The organism is Vibrio sp. M260118, assembly GCF_036533755.1.
Lineage (GTDB): Bacteria > Pseudomonadota > Gammaproteobacteria > Enterobacterales > Vibrionaceae > Vibrio.
The window spans coordinates 1-20462 of sequence record NZ_JATABG010000024.1; the positions used below are offsets into that span (position 1 = coordinate 1).

22 protein-coding genes are annotated in these 20462 nt (G+C 44.4%); 11 read left to right on the forward strand and 11 right to left on the reverse strand.

Annotated elements, in window-relative coordinates:
* Positions 1-571: 571 nt before the first annotated feature.
* The 3 genes from QTO00_RS03120 to QTO00_RS03130 form a co-directional block, all read right to left on the reverse strand.
* Entirely contained in the window at positions 572-2464 is a 1893-nt protein-coding gene (locus QTO00_RS03120; RefSeq protein ID WP_331422889.1) for a PhoX family protein, read from the reverse strand.
* Between the two features lie 476 nt (positions 2465-2940).
* Entirely contained in the window at positions 2941-3774 is an 834-nt protein-coding gene (locus QTO00_RS03125) for an arginase (RefSeq protein WP_331422891.1), read from the reverse strand.
* A 5-nt stretch (positions 3775-3779) separates the two neighbouring features.
* Positions 3780-4505 (reverse strand): IclR family transcriptional regulator, encoded by a 726-nt coding sequence (locus QTO00_RS03130; protein ID WP_443088893.1) that lies wholly within the window; start codon positions 4503-4505, stop codon positions 3780-3782.
* A gap of 275 nt (positions 4506-4780) precedes the next feature.
* Here QTO00_RS03130 and QTO00_RS03135 point away from each other — a divergent pair, with 275 nt between their 5' ends.
* Both QTO00_RS03135 and QTO00_RS03140 read left to right on the forward strand, forming a co-directional pair.
* The gene (locus QTO00_RS03135) at positions 4781-5872 is read left to right on the forward strand and encodes an efflux RND transporter periplasmic adaptor subunit (RefSeq protein ID WP_331422894.1); all 1092 of its coding nucleotides are present in this window, start codon (positions 4781-4783) and stop codon (positions 5870-5872) included.
* Between the two features lie 122 nt (positions 5873-5994).
* Positions 5995-6600, forward strand: a complete 606-nt coding sequence (locus QTO00_RS03140) for a TetR/AcrR family transcriptional regulator (RefSeq protein WP_331422895.1) — start codon at positions 5995-5997, stop codon at positions 6598-6600.
* Between the two features lie 29 nt (positions 6601-6629).
* Here the strand turns inward: QTO00_RS03140 and ascB are convergent, their stop codons facing one another.
* Positions 6630-8021, reverse strand: a complete 1392-nt coding sequence (gene ascB / locus QTO00_RS03145) for a 6-phospho-beta-glucosidase (protein ID WP_331422896.1) — start codon at positions 8019-8021, stop codon at positions 6630-6632.
* A 258-nt stretch (positions 8022-8279) separates the two neighbouring features.
* Between ascB and QTO00_RS03150 the strand changes: the two genes are divergently transcribed.
* The 9 genes from QTO00_RS03150 (at position 8280) to trmY (ending at position 14115) form a co-directional block, all read left to right on the forward strand.
* A complete protein-coding gene (locus QTO00_RS03150) occupies positions 8280-8699 on the forward strand; it encodes a universal stress protein (RefSeq protein ID WP_331422898.1) in 420 nt (139 codons plus the stop codon).
* 289 nt (positions 8700-8988) lie between these two features.
* Positions 8989-9648, forward strand: a complete 660-nt coding sequence (locus QTO00_RS03155; RefSeq protein WP_331422899.1) for a nitroreductase family protein — start codon at positions 8989-8991, stop codon at positions 9646-9648.
* Positions 9649-9662: 14 nt separating this feature from the next.
* Positions 9663-9953: a putative quinol monooxygenase gene (locus QTO00_RS03160; RefSeq protein ID WP_331422900.1), complete on the forward strand. Its 291-nt coding sequence runs from the start codon at positions 9663-9665 to the stop codon at positions 9951-9953.
* 183 nt (positions 9954-10136) lie between these two features.
* Positions 10137-10841 carry a phosphonate utilization transcriptional regulator PhnR gene (gene phnR / locus QTO00_RS03165; RefSeq protein WP_331422901.1) on the forward strand — a complete coding sequence of 235 codons (705 nt, stop codon included), beginning with the start codon at positions 10137-10139 and terminating at the stop codon, positions 10839-10841.
* Positions 10842-10908: 67 nt separating this feature from the next.
* Entirely contained in the window at positions 10909-11811 is a 903-nt protein-coding gene (locus tag QTO00_RS03170) for an EamA family transporter (protein ID WP_331422902.1), read from the forward strand.
* Between the two features lie 15 nt (positions 11812-11826).
* Complete coding sequence (locus QTO00_RS03175; RefSeq protein WP_331422903.1) at positions 11827-12489, forward strand: HAD family hydrolase; 663 nt, start codon at positions 11827-11829, stop codon at positions 12487-12489.
* Between the two features lie 93 nt (positions 12490-12582).
* On the forward strand, positions 12583-12939 hold the full coding sequence (locus tag QTO00_RS03180) for a MerR family transcriptional regulator (RefSeq protein ID WP_331422905.1): 357 nt from the start codon (positions 12583-12585) through the stop codon (positions 12937-12939).
* A gap of 57 nt (positions 12940-12996) precedes the next feature.
* Positions 12997-13398 carry a carboxymuconolactone decarboxylase family protein gene (locus tag QTO00_RS03185; protein WP_331422906.1) on the forward strand — a complete coding sequence of 134 codons (402 nt, stop codon included), beginning with the start codon at positions 12997-12999 and terminating at the stop codon, positions 13396-13398.
* A 114-nt stretch (positions 13399-13512) separates the two neighbouring features.
* Positions 13513-14115: a tRNA (pseudouridine(54)-N(1))-methyltransferase TrmY gene (gene trmY, locus QTO00_RS03190; RefSeq protein WP_038203831.1), complete on the forward strand. Its 603-nt coding sequence runs from the start codon at positions 13513-13515 to the stop codon at positions 14113-14115.
* 64 nt (positions 14116-14179) lie between these two features.
* Here trmY and QTO00_RS03195 read toward each other — a convergent pair whose 3' ends face one another.
* From QTO00_RS03195 to QTO00_RS03225, 7 genes are all read right to left on the reverse strand, one after another.
* Complete coding sequence (locus tag QTO00_RS03195) at positions 14180-15319, reverse strand: glycoside hydrolase family 5 protein (RefSeq protein ID WP_331422909.1); 1140 nt, start codon at positions 15317-15319, stop codon at positions 14180-14182.
* Between the two features lie 270 nt (positions 15320-15589).
* Positions 15590-16465 (reverse strand): patatin-like phospholipase family protein, encoded by an 876-nt coding sequence (locus tag QTO00_RS03200; protein WP_331422910.1) that lies wholly within the window; start codon positions 16463-16465, stop codon positions 15590-15592.
* Positions 16466-16675: 210 nt separating this feature from the next.
* Positions 16676-17071 (reverse strand): PaaI family thioesterase, encoded by a 396-nt coding sequence (locus QTO00_RS03205; protein ID WP_331422911.1) that lies wholly within the window; start codon positions 17069-17071, stop codon positions 16676-16678.
* Between the two features lie 74 nt (positions 17072-17145).
* Positions 17146-17664, reverse strand: coding sequence for a NifB/NifX family molybdenum-iron cluster-binding protein (locus QTO00_RS03210; RefSeq protein ID WP_331422912.1), 519 nt, complete (start codon positions 17662-17664; stop codon positions 17146-17148).
* A gap of 488 nt (positions 17665-18152) precedes the next feature.
* Positions 18153-18866 (reverse strand): glycerophosphodiester phosphodiesterase family protein, encoded by a 714-nt coding sequence (locus tag QTO00_RS03215; RefSeq protein WP_331422914.1) that lies wholly within the window; start codon positions 18864-18866, stop codon positions 18153-18155.
* A gap of 9 nt (positions 18867-18875) precedes the next feature.
* Positions 18876-19637 carry a DeoR/GlpR family DNA-binding transcription regulator gene (locus QTO00_RS03220; RefSeq protein ID WP_038202262.1) on the reverse strand — a complete coding sequence of 254 codons (762 nt, stop codon included), beginning with the start codon at positions 19635-19637 and terminating at the stop codon, positions 18876-18878.
* A gap of 31 nt (positions 19638-19668) precedes the next feature.
* A partial coding sequence (locus QTO00_RS03225) for an ATP-binding cassette domain-containing protein (protein ID WP_331422917.1) occupies positions 19669-20462 on the reverse strand: 794 nt, incomplete at its 5' end.

Sequence of the window (20462 nt, forward strand, 5' to 3'; positions counted from 1 at the left end):
GAGAACACCCTCACCAGACATCTCTGAAATGAGCAGTAAATCGTCTTCGTCCAGTTTCATGCCCAAAACAGGCAATCCATGCTGTACGACCCAGCAGAAGAAGAATACAAACACGCCTAAAGCGAACAAACCTAGTGATAGCATAGCCAAAACTCCTCCTCGGTTACCAACAAAGTATCGATAACTTAAGATGTGACTGCTTGAGAGTGCTAAAGCAAAAGGCCTTTGAAAATACTTAGTTCTTATACGTTTTTGATGCACTTTAACGAGGAGTTCGCTAAATTGTGTGTCTCTTATTGCGTTCAGTTAAATCGTATTTGCTCTGGGAGTTTACTCGGTTCTCTACACCTTTAAGTTATTGGGATACCTTTTCAATATAGTGATACCGTACGAAACTAGCAACTAGATTTAGTAGTGAATCGTCATAAGATCACAGTTTTTTATGCTTACACACGCATAATTATCCCATTTGGTCACATTCACGTGCTTCAAAACAAACTTCTTAAGCGCTCTGGAAAGAAAAAAAGCCCCGAATGTTACCATTTCGGGGCTTTAAAATCGTCACGCTAAGTTACGCGCCAATAACACCACCATCTTCACGGGTGATCGCCATAATCGTAGAGCGCGGCTTGCTGCTGCCACCAGCAGGGAAATGAGAAGGTGCACCTTTTTCACCTGGGTGCTGTACGCCAACAAACATCGTTTTGTTATCTGCTGAGAACGTAAGTCCCGTGATTTCACACGCGATAGGCCCAGTCAAAAAGCGACGTATTTCCCCTGTCATAGGATCGCCGCAAAGCATTTGGTTGTTGCCTTGGCCCGCGAAATCACCTTTATTTGAGTAATTACCATCTGTTTGAATCCATAAACGACCAGCAGAATCAAAGCCAATACCATCAGGGCTATTAAACATGTTATCAGCGTTAATGTTGTCACTACCTGCATAAAGGTTGCCCTGATGCACTTCAGGGTTGCCCGCGATAAGGTAGAGATCCCACTCAAAGCCATCATTAGTATGGTCACCAGCTTGTGGTACCCAACGAACAATCTGACCATAATGATTCTCTTTACGTGGGTTTGGTCCACCAACATCTTGACCTTCTTTCACACCACGGTTCTTGTTGTTAGTTAACGTGCAGAACACATGCTTGTTGTCAGGATGAACGGCTACCCACTCAGGGCGATCCATAGTAGTTGCACCAACTTGAGTGGCAGCACGGCGAGCAAAGATCATCACCTCTGCTTGGTCATTGAAGCCGTTCGCTTTAGTTAAGCCATTCTTGCCATGAGTTAACTCAATCCATTGACCTTTTCCTTTCAGCTCTTGGTCATCGAACTCAAACTTAGCAACGTAAAGTGTTCCCTCTTCAAGAAGATCTCGATTTGCTCTGTCATTACCTGGCTGATACTTATTCTTCGAAACAAACTTGTACAGGTGCTCACCGCGCTCATCATCACCGAGGTAAACAACCACATGACCGTTGTCGTTGACAAGCAGTGCTGCATTCTCATGCTTAAACCGACCAAGCGCAGTGCGTTTAAGTGGCGTAGAGCTAGGATCGTTAGGGTCAATCTCTACAACCCAGCCAAAGCGGTGTGGTTCATTTGGATGCTTAGCCACATCAAAGCGCTCATCAGTGTCGTGCCACTGGTACTTGCTCTTAGCTGGTTTAACACCGTAACGCTTGTGATCAGCCGACACTTCAGCGGTTGCGCTAGTGCCAAAGTAACCGTTGAAGTTTTCTTCACAGGTTAAGTATGTACCCCAAGGTGTTTGGCCGTTTGCACAGTTATTAAATGTACCTAATGGCTTCATACCTGTTGGGTCTAGCTCAGTTTTCATCAAGTCGTGACCTGCCGCAGGGCCAGTCAGCTTCATTTCGGTGTTAGCAGTAATTCGGCGGTTGAGCTTGCCGTTTTTATCTAATTTCCACTGACCATCTGATCTGACGATCTCAAACACAGTCACACCATGCGCTGCCTGAGCTTTTAGCACATCGTCTGCTGTCATCGCTTTTCCGCCATGATCAAACAGAAGGTCGTAATTGGTGTATTCGTTGTTCACCGCGATAACCGCACGATCTTCACTGATTGGGAATAGGCTCATCCCATCTGTATTGTCACCAAACTGGCGCAGTTGAGCTTGTGAGTTTTGCTTACCGCTTGGATCGAATTCAGGTGCACCAGGGAAGATTGGGTCACCCCATGAGAGTAACGGTGTCGCTTTATAACCTTTAGGTACAATAAAAACATCCGCTGCTGAAGCTGGAACCGCTTCAAAGTTGAGCAAAGGACTTTCGCTTTTTGCTGCAAAAGCCTTGGTGATTGGATTAAGTGAAAGAAAGGCACTTGCACTTACTGCTGCTGTCCCAGCTAAAAAACGACGACGAGATAGACGCGCATCGACCATTTGGCTGAACTCAGAATCCTGATTCTCACGATCTTTAGATGAGATTGGACACATTTGCTGACTCCTTGCTTGAGTAATATTTTTTATAAACGCGAGCAAATCGTATTCAGTAAAGGTGACAGTTTGGTTAAGTTATTGTTTAGTAAAAATTAATAAAGTAAGACACTGATTTTAAGGTTACATTTCAGAATTAATAAACTGCGTCATGGTTCACTTTTGAATGATAGAGGATGGTGTACATACAAAAAAATGTGATCAAAACCCTAGCTATTTTCGAATTAGGCGACTAAATTTAGTCCTGTTCATGAGGAACTACGTTCACACAAGCTCATTCACGAGCTGTATTTTCATTAAGTGAGGGATTGTCATGAAGAAAATGAGAAGAGCACAGCTTCATCGTGTTCGCGTTCAATACTGGAAAGATTCAAGCAAAGACGCGAACAAATCATCATAAGTGTGCTAAACCCAACTAAGCTGGCTTAACTGCCAGCTTTTGTGTTTTTAGGGCTTTGGGTTTTATCGCCTCCAACCTAAGCAGCCCACTCTCGATGGGGAAGCATATCAGTTAACTCGCGCAATACACTTTGAGTCTGTTTAGAGTAGAGATGCTTATCTTTATAGCCAACCAACTGCACCTGACGTACCTTCCCTGATATCAACAACTGGCGGATCATTCGATTGACCATTTGTACGTTCATCGCCGAACCTCCCTCTAAACGCGAAACAGGCGATAGGCAAGAAAGATCAATATTCACAATGACGTCATCACAGTGCGCCAAATAGTTCGCCAATTGGTGTTTGACTTGAAAACGCAGCCCAAAACTACATTCAGCCAAAGTCATCCAATCACAACCAAGATCTTCAGCATATTCCCATGTCCTTTCATCCTGTAACGCAGGATCAATACCCAGACAAAACAGTCGACATTCGTTGTAGCGCGAGAGTGCAAAATGAAACGCGCTGCCCTGCTCAGGCTCTAAAGAGGCTTTAATCTCAAACTGACGACCTATATGAACTATGCCGAGCTCTCTGCGTGAAGAGCAATGTATTGGCAAAGCATGTAGCAGAGTCTCGCTATTATTACTAAGCACCACAGGTAATGCCTGTGAACCAAGAAAACGACTCAAGTGAAACTGGTATTGTTCGCAAGGCTGGTCAGTAATATTGTAATGACCACCATTGACCCAACAATGCTTACTGATGTCTGCAACCCAATCAAACATCTCCTCCAAGCTCTGATCGGCCATTTCAAAATCCACTTGTTTCATTGGTTTAATGCGTTCACTGACACTGAGAAAAACCATACGATTTGCCAAGGTCTCAGTCACAGACTGGATTTTATTGCGTCGAAATAGCCCGAACATACCAATTACCTCTCTGGGGGCAATGCCCTCGCTGCTTGAAGTACGTGAAGAATTATCTTCTGTTGATTAACCTGAACCCTATGCGCCGGAGCCATCACCGAGATCGCGCCCACCAGCTTAGTGCCTTTCATTACTGGAGCACTGATCCCTGACACTCCAGAATCGATCTCCGATGTACTGAGCGCATAGCCCTGATTGCGTATTTGCGCTAACTCCTGCTGCCAACGCTCTAACCTATCCTGCTCACCGAAATAGCGCAGGATTTTTTCACAACGCGCATTCGGTAAATAAGCCAGCATCACTTTAGATGAGGCGCCCCGCAACAGGGGTTGACTCTGACCCTGGACGTAGCTGCAACGAAGCGCCTGCATGCTCTCCTTACGGCTTACACATAACGCTCTATACCCTACAGGCACCATGTAAGCCGCCATTTCTCCGGTTTGTTTTTGCAAACGATTCAGCACAGCATCAACCGTGTCTAAATCGTGCGGACTGGTCTCGTAACTGCGCATCAACAACAGAGCTGCCGGACCGATGATCAAGGTTTTGTCATTTGGACTTTCCTCAATCAAGTTCCATTCTCGCAATAGTTTTAGGTGCCTATATAAGCTACTGATGGGCGTACCCAACTGCTCACTAAGTTGTTTCGCTGTCACAGGCTCTTCATTAACTGCAACTTGCATAAGTAGTTGAAGAACCTTTTCGTTAGCTTGCCCGCTGTTTTGCTTCATTGAATTCACGCTATTGTTGTATCGTCAGTTTCAGGTCACGATCAAATTGTATTCTTACTGGATAGGAATGAGTTAGTAAAAATAACCAACGTTTCTCAAATATTGAGAATAACCAAGCTCTAAACATACCCCTAGCTCTGAGCAAGATGAATCTAACTCACGACAAAACTTTACTTAACGGTAAAGTTAAAATACCCTTGTTAACCATAACAATTATGAAATGAACTGAAAGGTTCAATAAACAATACAAATAAAACAACGAATCAGGGACAGATATGAACAAGCTCGCCCTTTCACTTGGCCTAACCTTAACGATTGCTCCAACACTATTCTTCAGCGGACAACTTTCTCAAGCAAAGCCATCAGCCAACTCAACCGCTTACATGGTTCAATTACCTATAGAACGAAAAGCGACTAAGTTGATCGCCTTGGAAGGTGAGTTCAAACCTTCTAAGTACACACAAATTTTGGCGGAAAACAGCGGAAAAATTGCCAACATCTATGTCCAAGATGGCGATTACGTTGAAAAAGGTCAGCGTTTACTTGATTTCGATGCCACGTTAGCCGCACTGGCGGTAGAAGCCGCTCAAAATGAATATCAAATGGCAACTAAAAATATAATCGAGCTTACTCGTACCACTGGAGAAAACGACCCTAAGTTTAAAAATGCCGTGAGTGCGGTAGAAGCAACAAGGAAAAACTTGCTCCTCGCCCAACAAGATCATGAAGCAACCACCATGTATGCCCCATTTTCAGGCACTCTGGGTCAATTCCATTTGAACGCGGGTAATTACGTTAATGAAGGTGAGTTGATCACGGAACTGGTTGCGACTAATACCGTAGAACTGCACTTTACCGCATCTCCTCAAGTACTAAACGTCTTTCGCAAGGTGTTAAACAACTATCCTGATCGCTTGCAGGCTTCAATTGTTAATCAGGAAGGCCACTATATCGATGGCAAGTTACGCTATGTTGATTCTAAGCTCGCTAACCAGAGTCAAGATCTCAGCGCGTATGCAGTGTTCGACAACCGAAATGGCGAACACTTGATCGGCTCGAAGACAGCTTTCTATTTAAACAGCCCACAGCAAGAGCCTCAGCTATTTGTCCCTACTTCTTCAATCCATATTAAAGATGGGGTTCCCACCCTATTCGTCTTAGATGATAAACGCGTGGTAAGACAAAAGAAGGTGACTATTGCAAAAATCAAAGAGAGCCACACGGGTTATGTATCGATCAAATCGGGATTGAAAGCCAATGATTTCGTCCTGACAACCCCTGAAGCTCCTGAGTTAGTCGGTAAAAAAATAGACCCAATGGTTAACCTTGTAAATCAGCTCAATGAAATACTCAACCGTCAATCTTGATGGCAAAATCAGCAAACAAGTCGGTAAAAGATGAAAAAACTCTCAATATGCTACTTTAATGATAGAAGGCATGATTATTTATGGTAGCTTTGCACCTTTCCCCATCCTGTACGGATAAAGGTATGGACAAACGAAACCAACGCAGCGAGAAAACCAAACTAAGTATCATTTCGGCTGCGATTGAGTGCTACAAGGAAATGGGTGTACAAGGTGCCTCATTAGAGCTCATTGCAAAGAAAGCGAATTCGACAAAGCCGACTGTCTATTCTCATTTTGGTTCTAAAGAAAACCTGTATAAAGCCGTCGTTGAATACATCATGGAAGAGGAGAAACTCAATCACGCTTTACCAGACTTCGATCCTGAAATCAGTATTCGCCAGCAACTGATCGACTTATTTACTCAGCAGCTTGAACATGTCATGCAATGTGAAAAACGACGTCTACTCGTCGCGATTACCATCGAAGCCATGTGTCAGGGAAAATGTCACCTCAATAAAGTCGAAAGTATTAAAGCTTGCCCAATGGAAGCTTGGCTCGAAGAGGCAATACGTCACGGCGCTTTACCTGCGCAAAATACATCAGAGCTGGCCACTAATCTTTGGGCGTTAGTAAAAGGGAGAACCTTCTTTCCCGTCTTCCTCGGTATGGCCCCAAATGACTTGGCCGAACGTCAAACCAATCTAGAATCTGCGATAGACTTCTTTCTCGGCTGCCAAGGGATAAAGTAAAGGAGCCAAAGGCTCCTTTTAAAATCCAACTAGTCTTGCAGCGAACTGCCATTGGTACTAATCACTTTTTGGTACCAGTAGAAACTCTTCTTGCGCTTACGCTGCAAGGAACCTTGCCCGTTATCATCGCGATCAACATAAATGTAACCGTAGCGCTTGCTCATCTCAGCGGTTGAGTTTGCGACCAGATCAATAGGTCCCCAACTGGTAAAGCCCATCAGTTCTACTCCATCTAGCACCGCTTCTCGAGCTTGAATAAGATGATCGTTCAGGTAGGCAATACGATAGTCATCAACAATCTCGCCATTCTCATTCACTTCATCTCGCGCACCTAAACCATTCTCGACAATAAACAGCGGCTTTTGATAACGGTCATATAGGAAGTTAAGTAAAATGCGCAAACCTTTCGGGTCAATCAACCAACCCCATTGGCTCTTCTCAAGATACGGATTAGGAACACTATCAACAATATTGCCGACCTCTTTTTGCTTAGGGTCAGCACTTGCACAGCCGCTGGCGTAATAGCTAAACGAGATAAAATCGACACTGGCGCTAGCCAGTTCTTCTAAATCTCCTGCTTTCATTTCAATCTCTATGCCCTGCTCGCGGAAGTAACGCAACATATAGCCTGGGTATTTGCCTCGTGTTTGCACATCACCGAAGAACAACCACTTGTTATTCTCATGCAGAGCGGCAATCACATCGTCTGGGTTACAGGTATATGGGTAGTTGATCGCGCCTAACAGCATGTTACCGATTTTAGCGTCAGGAATAATCTCATGACACAGCTTAACCGCCTTGGCGTTGGCCACCAATTGATGATGAATGGCCTGATAAATTTCCTGCTCTGAAGCATCTTCTTGTAGCCCAACACCGGTAAATGGCGCATGCAAAGACATATTAATTTCATTGAAGGTCAGCCAAAGCTTGACCTTATTCTGGTAACGCTCAAACACAGTACGTGCATACCGTTCAAAGAAAGCGATCAGTTTGCGACTTCCCCAACCACCATAGTTTTCAACCAGTGCATAGGGCATTTCATAGTGCGATAGAGTGACAAACGGCTGCATGTCATACTTTGCCAGTTCATCAAAAATCTTGTCGTAATAGGCAAGACCTGCTTCATTCGGCTCGATTTCATCACCATTTGGGAAGATTCGAGTCCAAGCGATCGACAAACGCAAGCAGTTGAAACCCATCTCATCAAACAGCGCGATGTCTTCTGGGTAGCGATTGTAGAAGTCAATCGCCAGATCTTTAATACCGTCCGTTCGCTGTTGACGATTTTGATGTGGGCTTAATATTCCATTGGGCAACATATCAGACGTAGAAAGCCCTTTGTTGTCTTGATTAAACGCACCTTCAACTTGGTTTGCGGCAATTGCTCCACCCCAGAGAAAACGGTCGGGGAATGTGGTCATAATGGACTCCTGAATCAGCTCAATATTTACCCATCATTGTAGTGCGGAAACTGGGAACAAATGAGGTTCGATTGAAAAGGTGTTGTTTCCTAGTTTTCAACCAAGCGCTAACTACTCACGTGCAGGGGTAGCGATGTCTACTGTGTTAAATCTATTCAGTTCGCGTACAAAAATTTTCGCTATTTCGAGACGTTAGCAACACATTTAGTGCCAAACTAAGACTATGATTAGATCAGGATATTCAACGAGGGCGCAATTATGAACTACCGACATATTCTTGTTGCTATTGAACTAGAAGAAGAAACTAAGTCTCTGATAGATCGAGCGGTTTATTTAGCTGGGCTAACTGATGCGCAGATCTCTTTTATCCATATTGATGGTTCACATGGTGAAATATACCCAGAACTTGTCGACTTGAAAGAGACCCCTGATGCGCAGCCTATCAATGAGCATGCTGTCGAGCAGATTTTGTCGTTTGAAGCGTATAGCCCACTTGCCATCAGACAGATCCTTGTTGGCACTGGTGACCTAGCAGATAAACTAAAAGCGACTATCGAAGACAATAATGTTGACCTACTGATTTGTGGCCACCACCACGATTTTTGGAGCAAAATCGTCTCTTACTCCAAACATCTCGTCAACAAATCACCGGTTGATATTCTGGTCGTGCCTATCTAATCAAGTTGGCCACACAAAACTAGCATGGCGAGAGCCCCCACTTCTCTCGCCAAAACTCTTGCACTGATCTAAACGCTCTCAATTCAATCCATTATGGAAGTTTTGTTCCATAGTCAATGGACATCCTGGCTATTTTTCTCAACCTCAAACTGAACTAAATTAGCGCCATCGTTATGAACAACCGCGGATTTTAGATAATTGGGGTCATGTTCCACCACACGTTCGTTGTTAATGCGCTGAACAATCAACCCAAAATAAATTCGTAAGTATTTAATAGTTAGGAGCCAACATGACTCATCCAATCATCAAAGATTTAAACACTCGTTACACAGCTAAAAAATACGACGCAACAAAGCGTATTTCAGCACAAGATATGCAAGTGATTAAAGAAGCTATCCGTCTGTCGGCATCTTCTATCAACTCTCAACCTTGGAAATTTATCGTGCTTGAGAGTGACGAAGCAAAGCAGCGTTTCCACGACACCTTTGCCAACATGCACCAGTTTAACCAGCCACATGCAAAAGAAGCGTCACACACTATTTTATTTGCTCACAACCCACGTTTTACCAAAGAGCAGTACGCAAAAGTGGTTGATGCCGAAGTTACGTCTGGTCATCTACCAGAAGAACGTTACAACGACATGCTCAACGGCGCTTTCGGTTTTGCAGAGTTGAACACTGACGAAGCTGGCTTTAATGGTAACTGGACTAAGGCTCAAACATACATTGCACTTGGTAACACGCTACACACACTTGCACGTTTAGGCATTGCTTCAACGCCGATGGAAGGTGTTGATTCAGAGCTGATTGGTGAAATATTCAAAGATGAGCTAGACGGCTACGAGTGTACCTTTGCACTTGCACTGGGTTACCACAAAGACGGCGAAGACTACAACCATGGTCTACCAAAAGCACGTTTACCAATGGATGACGTCATCACAACGCTTTAAGGAGTGATGGTAACATGGCTAAGTTAACCGTTATTGCAAACATCATCGCCAAAGGTGGCCACGAAGAGGTAGTAAAATCAGAGCTGATTAAGCTGATCGACAAAACACGTGTTGAGGAAGGGTGTATTAACTACGACTTACATCAAGATAACCAAAACCCGGCGCACTTTGTGTTCCACGAAAACTGGGAATCTGAAGCCTTACTTGAACAGCACCTTGCTAGCGAGCACATCGCGACGTATATCGCAGCGGTAGAAGGCAAAGTCGATACGTTCACCATCAATCGAATGACACATATTGCCTAATCAACGTCAAATACCCGGGAGCTCCTATCTCGGGTGTTTTTGTTTCGCAGCATCCCTTTAACTAAACCCTTTCTCAGTACAAATTGTTCTTTTAAAATGACACTACCCGTGTGTTTACCTGCGATTTTGGGTAAATTGTTAAACAATCGCACACAGGCTTGGCGCAAAAGATAAGGACACTTCGTGCAATACGTAAAAATTAAAGATTCGATCGTGGAACAGATTGAGGCGGGCATGCTATCGCCGCGTCAAAAACTGCCAGCAGAGCGTAAGTTAGCGGAGTCATTCGACACTACCCGCGTCACTCTGCGTGAAGCCTTATCATTGCTGGAAGCGGAAGGTCGAATCTATCGCGAAGATCGCCGAGGATGGTTTATCTCTCCTGCGCCATTACGTTACGACCCAACCGAAACGCTGAACTTCCCGAATATGGCAAAAATGCAAAATCGTGTGCCTAAAACGGAATTAATTGCAGCGAAAGGAACATTGGCAAACAAACAAGCCGCGCGCTTGCTAGACTTACAGCCTTTCTCAGACGTGTATCAAGTCAACCGTGTACGATACCTTGAGGACCGTCCTGTGCTGTATGTGACAAATTACATTCGCCCAGAGTTATTTCCAAACCTACTAGACTACGATTTATCGAATTCATTGACCGATATTTACCGCGATCACTATGGCGTGACGTATCAAAAAATTCGCTACCGTATTTCAACTAGCACCTTGTTAGGTGAAATAGCGCAGGCATTACGCGCGACAGCAGGCACTCCAACCATGGTTGTGGAGCGCATCAATTACAACCAACACGGTGAATTAATTGATTGCGATATCGAGTATTGGCGACACGATGCCATCAGCATTGAATCTCTCGCAGAACTTAATCGTTGAATAGCTTTATCTCATCATCTAAGGCTCCATCTCGGAGCCGTAATTTTATTCAGACAGGTAGATTGAAATGGATTTGTTGGCGATTAGTCTCGTCGTATTCTCTGCTGTGCTTCATGCAGGCTGGAACATTCTTGGCAAAAACAACTCAGGTTCTGGCCTCGCGTTTACCCTAGCATCCAGTTTCTCAGCATGCGCCATTCTTACCCCTTATTTAATCTGGTATTTATCAACCATTGGCTGGACTTCACTACCGAGTGAGTTTTGGGGATTACTGTTCATTAGCGGCATTTCACAAATCGTGTACTTGGTCGGATTGATTATCGCTTATAAATACGCTGACGTTGGCGTGGTCTATCCGATTGCTCGAGCACTGCCTGTAATGATGGTCGGTGCAATCAGTGTCGCTTTGGGGCATGAGTTATCCAGTCAACAGTGGCTTGGCTTCCTGTTGATTAATCTCGGCTGCATGCTCGTACCGTTAACCAACTTTCGCCAAATAGCGTTGAGTTCTTATTTGAATGTTGGGGTATTTTGGGCATTGATTGCTGCGATAGGCACAGCGGGATACTCAGTAATAGATAAACAAGCCCTGAGCTTGCTCACGAAACAAGCGTCAGAGATCTTGAATGACCAATACAGCGCGATTTTCTACCTGGGTGTGCAATTTTGGGCGATAGGTATCCCTACTCTTGCGTGGTGTCTAATGAGCGGCAAACGCGATGAAATCAAAACGGCTTGGCAGATTAGAAAATCAGCCAGCATGGCAGGAGTAATGATGGCATCGACCTACGGCTTGGTTCTGTTCGCGATGACCATGACAGACAACGTTAGTCTAGTCGTGGCATTGCGTCAGATCAGTATCGTGTTTGGATTATTTATGGGCATTTATTTCCTAGCAGAGAAATGGTACTTAACTCGAACTGTCGGAGTCACCTTAGTGATAGCTGGCTTGATTCAAGCTCTGAGTTGAGAAATGGAGAGAACAATGTTTAAACCCTTATACGTTTTTGACTTGGATGAAACGCTAATTAACGCTGATTGCTCTATGGTCTGGAATGAGTTTTTAGTCGAAAAAGGCATAGTAACCGATCCTAACTTTATTGATGAAGATCGGCGCTTGATGAACCTCTACGCAGAAGGAAAGCTAGACATACAGCGCTACTTGGATTTTTCTTTAGCGCCGCTTACGACTATACCAAAAACACAAGTCAATGACTTAGTTGAAGAGTGTGTGCAGCGCTATATCTTGTCTACGCAGTTCCAGCAATCTAAGCCTCTAATTGAGAGGCTAATACAGCAAGAAGTGGATATGGTCGTTATCTCCGCGAGCGTTACTTTTTTAGTTGAGGTTGTCGCACGTCATTTAGGGATTAAAAATGCCTTGGGTATCGATTTGGTCGAAAAACAAGCATGCTATAGCTCCGAAATAGATGGCATAGCGACTTACCGTGAAGGTAAGGTCACTCGCCTTAAACAGTGGCTTAAACAAACCGCACAATCCTATTCGGAAATTCACTTTTTTACTGATTCCATTAACGACTTACCCTTGTGCGAGTACGCTGACCGTACCTACCTAGTTAATCCATGCCCTCGTTTAAGGCCCATAGGGGCAGAACGCAATTGGACCATATTGCACTGGAATTCATAAAGTGAACGACGCTCACTCACGCAATTGATCTATCGCACTTAGCTCGTGAAAGCTTGCTATATCAAACTTCTAATTTAACTCAGGGACGAGCATATGGACATAAAACACTTTTCCGAGTTGGTAGGGCTGTCAGCTCATACGATTCGATACTACGAAAAAATTGATCTGCTAAGAGGTATCAAGCGTGATTCGGGTGGGCGGCGCTACTTTACTGAGCATGATGTGCGTTGGGTACAGTTCATTGTTCGCCTTAAAGAAACAGGCATGCCACTCAAATCAATTAAGCAGTACTCTGATTTGCGCCATCAAGGAGACTCGACCCTCACAGCGAGAAAAGAGCTACTTGAACAGCATAGAAACCACCTAAAAGCTGAACTCGAAAAACAGCAAAACCACCTATCTGCGCTTGATGCCAAAATCACCTATTACCAGGGCGAAATAGACGCTTGACTTAGAGTTAACTCTAACGGTTAACCTCTTGTCATCCACAGACAAAAGGAACACGTAATGAGTAACTCAAGATATCAAATTGGTATAGAACGCCTTGCAGCCATTGACGGTAAAGCAGGGCAAAAAGTCATCGATAGCTTACAAGACATTTGCCCCGATCTGGCAAGGTTTACCATTGAGTATCCGTTTGGCGATATTTATAGCCGCGATGGGCTAAGCCTAAAAGAGCGTGAAATCGCCACCGTGGCAGCGCTGACCGCTATGGGCAATGCTGCACCGCAACTTAAAGTCCACCTGCATGCGGCGCTCAACGTTGGTTGTACAGCCGACGAACTCAAAGAAGTCATCCTCCAAATGTCGGTTTATGCAGGGTTCCCAGCGGCATTGAACGGCATGTTCGCACTCAAAGAAGTGCTCGCTGAACACGATTTAACGGCTGAACCCAAAAGTAGTGCTTAACGTATTTCCATGCTAAGCAAACTTGGAATGAAAACGGGCACGAAACAAATCATAAATAGACACAGCGCTGTACATCCGTTATATAAAGGGAAATTTTCGAATTAGTGACTAATTATGAACAGAGCTTTTGTGATTCGCGCTCGCGCCGCATCGACAGATCCTAAAACCTTCCTTGACGGGGTGGGATCTGATGCGCATTCCGAGATTCTTGCCCATGTACTAATGAATGCGATTTTTACCGCCCAATCTCATCGTGATGATGTGACTGTGTATTTAGTATTGGAAAGTACCTCAGACTTTTCTCGTACAGTGCGCTTAGAATCGTCTCTGCTGACTAACATTGGCGGCTTTCATGAATCTGCGTTGATTGCGTTAATTACTAAAGCGCTAGAAGGCTCTATGGGTATGAAGAAAGAAGAGCTAAGAAACGTTGCAGACGGTTTAAGTGTTGAAACTATCAGCTTTGAAAAACTGGTTCAGCGCTTAGCAGAAGACTACCCGCTTTATCTGCTGGACAAAAAAGGCACTGATATTCGTGATGAGCCGTTTAGTGGCAGTGCTTGTTTTATCCTCACTGACCATATCCCAATGCCAAAAAAGAGTTGGAATAGTCTCAAGCGATTAGGGACGAATAAAATCAGTCTCGGGCCTCAGATGCTGTTTGCCTCACAATGTATTGTGCTTATCAACAATGAGTTTGATCGTCGAGGCTTGTAACACTTGTATGGTCATCAACACTCAGAGCCGCCACTGCGGCTCTTTTCTGTTGGGCGTAACATTGTTACTTTGACTCAGAAGGAATCAAACCGCGGATTATCGGCTCTCGCCATGATTGTGCGCTTTTATCGTATGCACCAAAACCCGCGCTATATTCCCAATAATGCCAACTGAAACCTCGACTCTCGGCCTCCCTTGCAATAAATGCCGTCCAGGCTGTTTGGTCTTCAGGTTTTGAGGACTTGCTGTAAACACCAAACTCACCAATATTGATCTCAAAACCTCTATTTGGCTTGCCATTCCATTTCGACACTGCGTCTAAGAAGCCATATAAGGTTTTCTTCTCTTTCTCGCTGCCATACCAACGCGTATCCGTCCATTTGTCCGCCCCATCAACCCACTCGGCTCCTTGATGAGTAAACTTAAACGGCTCATAAAAGTGGACGGTAATAATGGTATTGTCGGCATTCACTGACTTGGGCAAAACTAACTTAGGTAAGGCAAAAGGTCCGCCCCACTCCGCAGTGCCAATCATCAATTTACGCTGACCCGTTGCGTTGTTTTGACTGCTTGCCGAGTCGTCCCATATCAGGGTTGTTAAGTCCTGGATTAACAGATTCCAGCGCTTTGAATCTACTTCTGCGTGTGGTTCGTTAAGCAACTCGAACACTAACTGATCTTCTGAGTATTGCTCTAACGGAAAGGCTTTCGCCACTTGAGCCCACAATGCATTTAGCCTTTCTCTGTGATGTGAAAAACGTCCTTTCTCGTAGAACAACTCGTTATAATGATGAGTATTAATAACCACTTTGAGATCACTTGCCATTGCTTGGTCGACCACAACTTTTACTCTATTGAGAAAGGCTTTCTCAATAGAGTATGGCGGAACATCTAACGCATGGGCATTCCATCGAATAGGGATTCGAACACTTGCAAAGCCAGCGGCTTTAATTCTCTCAAAGTCAGCCAGCACTATTTTTGCATTATTGTTCCACTCCCCTTCGTAAGAAGGAGATTCAAGGTAGTTGCCCATATTAATGCCACGACCAAGAAATGAATGCGACAAGCCAGCACTCTGGTTCCAACCATACAAGTCGGTGTAATAGTGCTTGCCCAAAACGTTGGGTTCACTTTGCCCTGTTTGGGCTTGATTGGTACACCCTATCAGCAGACCAACTGCAATTATCGCTGGCGTTAACTTCATATATTTCCCTTTGATCACAAGCTCTTGATTAATAACTAGAGCACCACCTAGAGTTAGATAATTACTTGAAATTGAAAGGCTCACAAACCTTGTTCTAACTATGTGGGTGAGTTCAATTATCTATGAAATTAAAGCGCAATATGAGCAGTTTGTGTCATGAGGGATGGGCCTAAAACGGGTACTCTGTTTAGCTTAACGGTTAAACAGGTTGGGCAAATTGACCTTAAAGTATCCTAGTAATAGCCACAAACACACGAGTGTACTTCCTTGCTATGCATAACAGGCCGAGCACTCTTCTACAGTAAATCGCGGTGCGCCTTTCAAGTTTGCTAAGTGATCGATTCCAGCATCAACGCCCATCTGATAGCCCGTTTCCAAAACTGCACGTTGACGAGATAGACGTTTCACTGGGAAATCAGCCGGTGGAGCAATAACTCGCACTTTGGCATCCATTGGTGGAAAGCGAATGAATTCTAAAGCTTGATTATATCGGCTTGCTCTCGTTTTTAGTGTCTGAGCAATTACAGGGTTGTCTGACAGCAACCGTTTCATTAACCAGTGACTTCTCGATTCAGGCATTGAATAGCTTATTGGATGAGACAATATCACTGTGATGTCTCGCGCTCCTTGTCTATAAGCTTCCTTTACAGGAATTGAGTCAGCTACCGCACCATCAGTAAAGCAGCTACCCGAAAAACAAGGTGTCTCTCGATAGGCTACGGGTAATGCTGTGGTTGCTTCGATTACATTGAGCAGATTGTCTTGTGTGACTTTAAAGTAATTGGCCGCTCCAGTGTTAATATCAGTCACTGCTGAATACAATGGAATGTTACTAAGTAACTCATTCAGATGGAGTGGGTATTGTTGTAATGAGGTTTCACTAAGCCATTTCACATCTGTTAGGTGTCCACCTTTCATGAACCGAACAGGGTTATAAAAATCTTTCGATGTGGCAAGGTCAGTAATTATTTGGTAACTGCGCTTTGGTTGTTTAGATAAATAACCAAGCAAATTGGATGCCCCCGCAGAAGCCCCGATTGCGAACTGGAAAGGGTTGTACTCTTCCTGCATAAAAGCATCCAGAACACCCGCTGCAAAAATACCGCGCATCGCTCCGCCTTCAACAACTAAAGCTTTATTTTCCATCACATCTACCCATATAAACTTCGATAATCAAATTCTATTGAAAAAACATTAATTGAAAAAAGCGATTGTTCTTATCAATTCAATAGTTGATATCTATTTTTGTTTACCGCTGATGGATGCGTTTCGCCAGCCATTTGAGTAGTCACATTGAGGTATAAAACTGTGTTGTCTTACAACGCGATTGCAAGCATCTCAAATATGTCTGGGGTATTACATAAATTTAGCCTCAGCAGATGAGTAACAGTCTCCACCGATAAAAATGTGACTCTGCATTAAATACATACCCCTCTTTTTCATTGAGCAATGGGCCTGAAGCTGAATGACTGAATTGAGAGGGATTGGCTTGATATAGCGAACATCAAGTCGAGCGGTCATAGCGCAAACATCACGAGCGAATAGGCAATGAGTCATTGCCGCATCGTGCAATGTAGCAATCACACCGCCCTGCATGACACCTTGATAGCCTTGCACTTTTTTAGTTGGCACAATTTGCCCCACTACACCTCCGTCAGCCGTTAACTCAAAGCGGATGGCACTATGATCGTTGAAAAAAGGCTGGCAACAAACCGCACATTGTTGGTGATTTTTAGGAATATGAATAGACATACAATACTACTCGGTCAAAAAAGACGACAAGACTAGAGGGGTAAACAAAGTCGAAAAGCTGATTAGGTAAATCATTATTTTTCCTCTTGCTGGTCGGGTAACTTAAACGCTTTCGCCAAGTGATTCATCGTTCGTGGTGAAAGCTTACTAGAGAGTATTCGAGCGCCTGTTACTCTTCCTGCACTGTATGCTTCTCGCATACCAATTACAGCAGAACGTGTTTTACTCTGACTTGAACAGTTTGCTTTATTTTTATTCGCTGACGGCCGAGCAAATTCAATTTGAGTAACTGGAGTTAATTGGTTTTCATCAAAGCACTCTAGAGAGAACCCACGCGGTGCACTTAGAACACGAACATTGAGCTTAAACAGTGTACTCAGCATATTCGAGCCAATTGAACGAACGACAACAGCATGCACCTGATTATCTTGCAATACCTCGCGCCAAAAGTGCTTATGGCTACAACACGATGATGACTTAGGCAGCTCGAGGATTCGTTTGGCATTGGTTTGGTTATCCCACAGCATAATCTGAGGAGCTTTGGCAAAGTGATTGGAAAGAGAAGATTCGCGGCAGGGAATGGCAAACAACATAGTGTTCTCCTTTATCAGTGTAAGGAGAGCACTATACAACCCATTATTAGCATATGCCAATAACTAGTTATGAAAAATTAGGATCCACCGAATTGCTACTTTGAGCGGCTATTCCGTGCCTTGACTGGCATGAATGCAGCTCTCTTTCTCGTCGGCATGATCGATGTTGGTGAAAATCTAAGCGAAGGAAAACAAACGAAACCCTGAGTTGGTTACTTCTATCAGGTACTTTGATTGCTAGCACCTTTGATTTTATGTTTGAACTGTCGGTTTTCGTGGTTGACTTAGAGCGGTGTTAGATCGCATGTGACATACCTAAAGTCCCCCAAGAAGAAATAAATTAACAAAACTGCTAACTCAGAATTGTCCAATAACAAGTTAGGCGCAGAGCACTCAGGGCTGCGTGTTCGGCCTGAGTGTCTAGACCCAACTGCCTAAACACGTCAAAATACCTAGTTGTCTTTGCTATTAAGCAACTGGGTAGAGCTTTAACCTTGAGCAAATCGCTCAGGATAATCACTAAAGATCGCATCCACTTTATCGAGTAACGGGAAGCTCGCGGGGTCATTAACAGTAAAGCACCAAGCAGCGCAGCCTATCTCTGCGAGTTTCTTAAGGTCTGCTGCGTTGATGTGCTTGTAATTCAAATGGCAGCTATAGGCATTGATGGTTTTAAGCAGAGCGAGAACATCGCTGCTTAGCTTGTCACAAATCACTCCGAGCTTGTACTCACGGCACTGCTCTCCGAGGGCTTTCATCACGTGTGGGTTGAAGCTAGAAAGGATAATCGATTCATCATCTATCTGATACTCATTCAGCAACTGCGCAACGCTGGTAACCACCTCTTGCGCACAATCAGTGTCGAGCTTTATCTCTAGATTGAGCTTAATATTGCTTGCCTTAACAATGGCAAACAACTCACCTAGGGTTAAGATCTCTTCTCTAGCAAAGTCAGAAGAGAACCACGAACCGAAATCAAGCGTTTTTAACGCTTCAAGCGTGTGTTGGTCGACACGTCCTTCACCGTTGCTGCATCGGTCTACCGTATGATCATGGCAAATCACAAGCTGGCGATCTTTGGTCGGTTGAACATCAACCTCTATCCATTCCAACCCCATAGAAATCGCCGCCTCAATACTGACTTTTGTATTCTCAGGGTAATGGCCTGACACCCCTCTATGACCGACAATTATTGGTCTCATTATTATTCCTTAATCTGCCACAACCAGTTCTACCTGATTGATTCTACATAGTGATTGAAATTCTGGTACTGCATCATCGACAAACAGACGATCCATTTCAGAAAGCTGCGCGCTGACAACTGGCGCGTATCTGCCCGGTTTGGTTTTATCAGCAATCAGCCAACACTGGCGGCTCTGCTCAATAATGGCTCTAGTGAGATTAGCCTCTTCCGGCGTAAAATCCAGAAGCTCCCCCTGGTCTCCTAAGCCACCAATACCAAAAATGCCAATCTTGATATTAAACTGACGATAAAAGCGTGTCGTCGCCTCACCAACCGTATCTTCATCTGAAATTCTTACCGCTCCCCCCGCAAGATAAGTAGAAATATTAGAATTTCTGCTTAGCGTGAGAGCCGCATTTATATTGTTAGTGACCACAGTTAAGCCAGGGTGATCCAACAGCGCCGTCGCCACATGCTTAGGTGTGGTTCCTATGCCTAGGAAAATACTACACCCCTCGGGGATTTCGCTAGCCACTTTTTTCGCAATACGCTGCTTGGCTGAGACATTCAGCAAATCTCGGTTGGTAAACGACAAATTATCATTGGCACTTGGCAGAGTAATGCCGCCATGTACGCGCCGAACAAGCCCTTTATCGCTCAAATCATTCATATCCTTACGAATGGTCTGAACCGATATGTTGAATGTCTCTGACAGCAGAGCACTGGATAAAACACCATTGCTGCGCTGTAGATAGCTAAGAATCTCTTTTTGTCTTAAAGATAGAGTCACCGTAATGTCCTTATCTGGGGGTTAGTCTTTACTACTGTAGTTTAATCGGCTCAATACGCTTTCCTTGCGCATCAAATAGGTGGAGGTTACTTCGATCTACATAAAGGCTCAGTGGCGTTGCCACATCAAACTCCGTTTCCGGCGTCACTGCGATGAAAGCTTGCCCATCCACCTTGCCGTGCACCAGTTGATTCGGGCCTAGTGGCTCAATCACACTGATGTTTAGTGCAAAATTGAGCGCGTTATCGAGCTTCTGTGTCTCCGCATGTTCTGGGCGAATACCCAAAGTGACTTGTTGATTAATACCGTTATATTCTGGCACTGAAATATCGTGACCTGCGACGGAGAGAACACCGTCTTGGAGCGTCGCCTGCAGAAAGTTCATCGCCGGGCTGCCCATAAAACTCGCCACAAAGCGGCTTGCAGGCCAGTGGTAAACCTCAGACGGAGTGCCAACTTGCTCTATTTGCCCTTGATTGAGTACAACAATGCGATCCGCTAGGGTCATGGCTTCAACTTGATCATGTGTAACGTACACACTCGTCACGCCTAGCTCACGCTGCAATTTCTTTATCTTGAGGCGCATGTGGGCGCGCAGTGAAGCATCAAGGTTTGAGAGCGGCTCATCAAACAAGAATAGCTGCGGATCACGAACGATCGCCCTGCCCATCGCAACGCGTTGTCTTTGGCCTCCAGAGAGTTTCGCCGGTTTGCGGTCAAGATACTCTTCAATCTTGAGTGTCTTAGCGACGTTTTGAATCTTCTCATCAATCACTGCTTTATCCACACCACGATTTTTTAGACCGTAAGCGAGATTGTTGTACA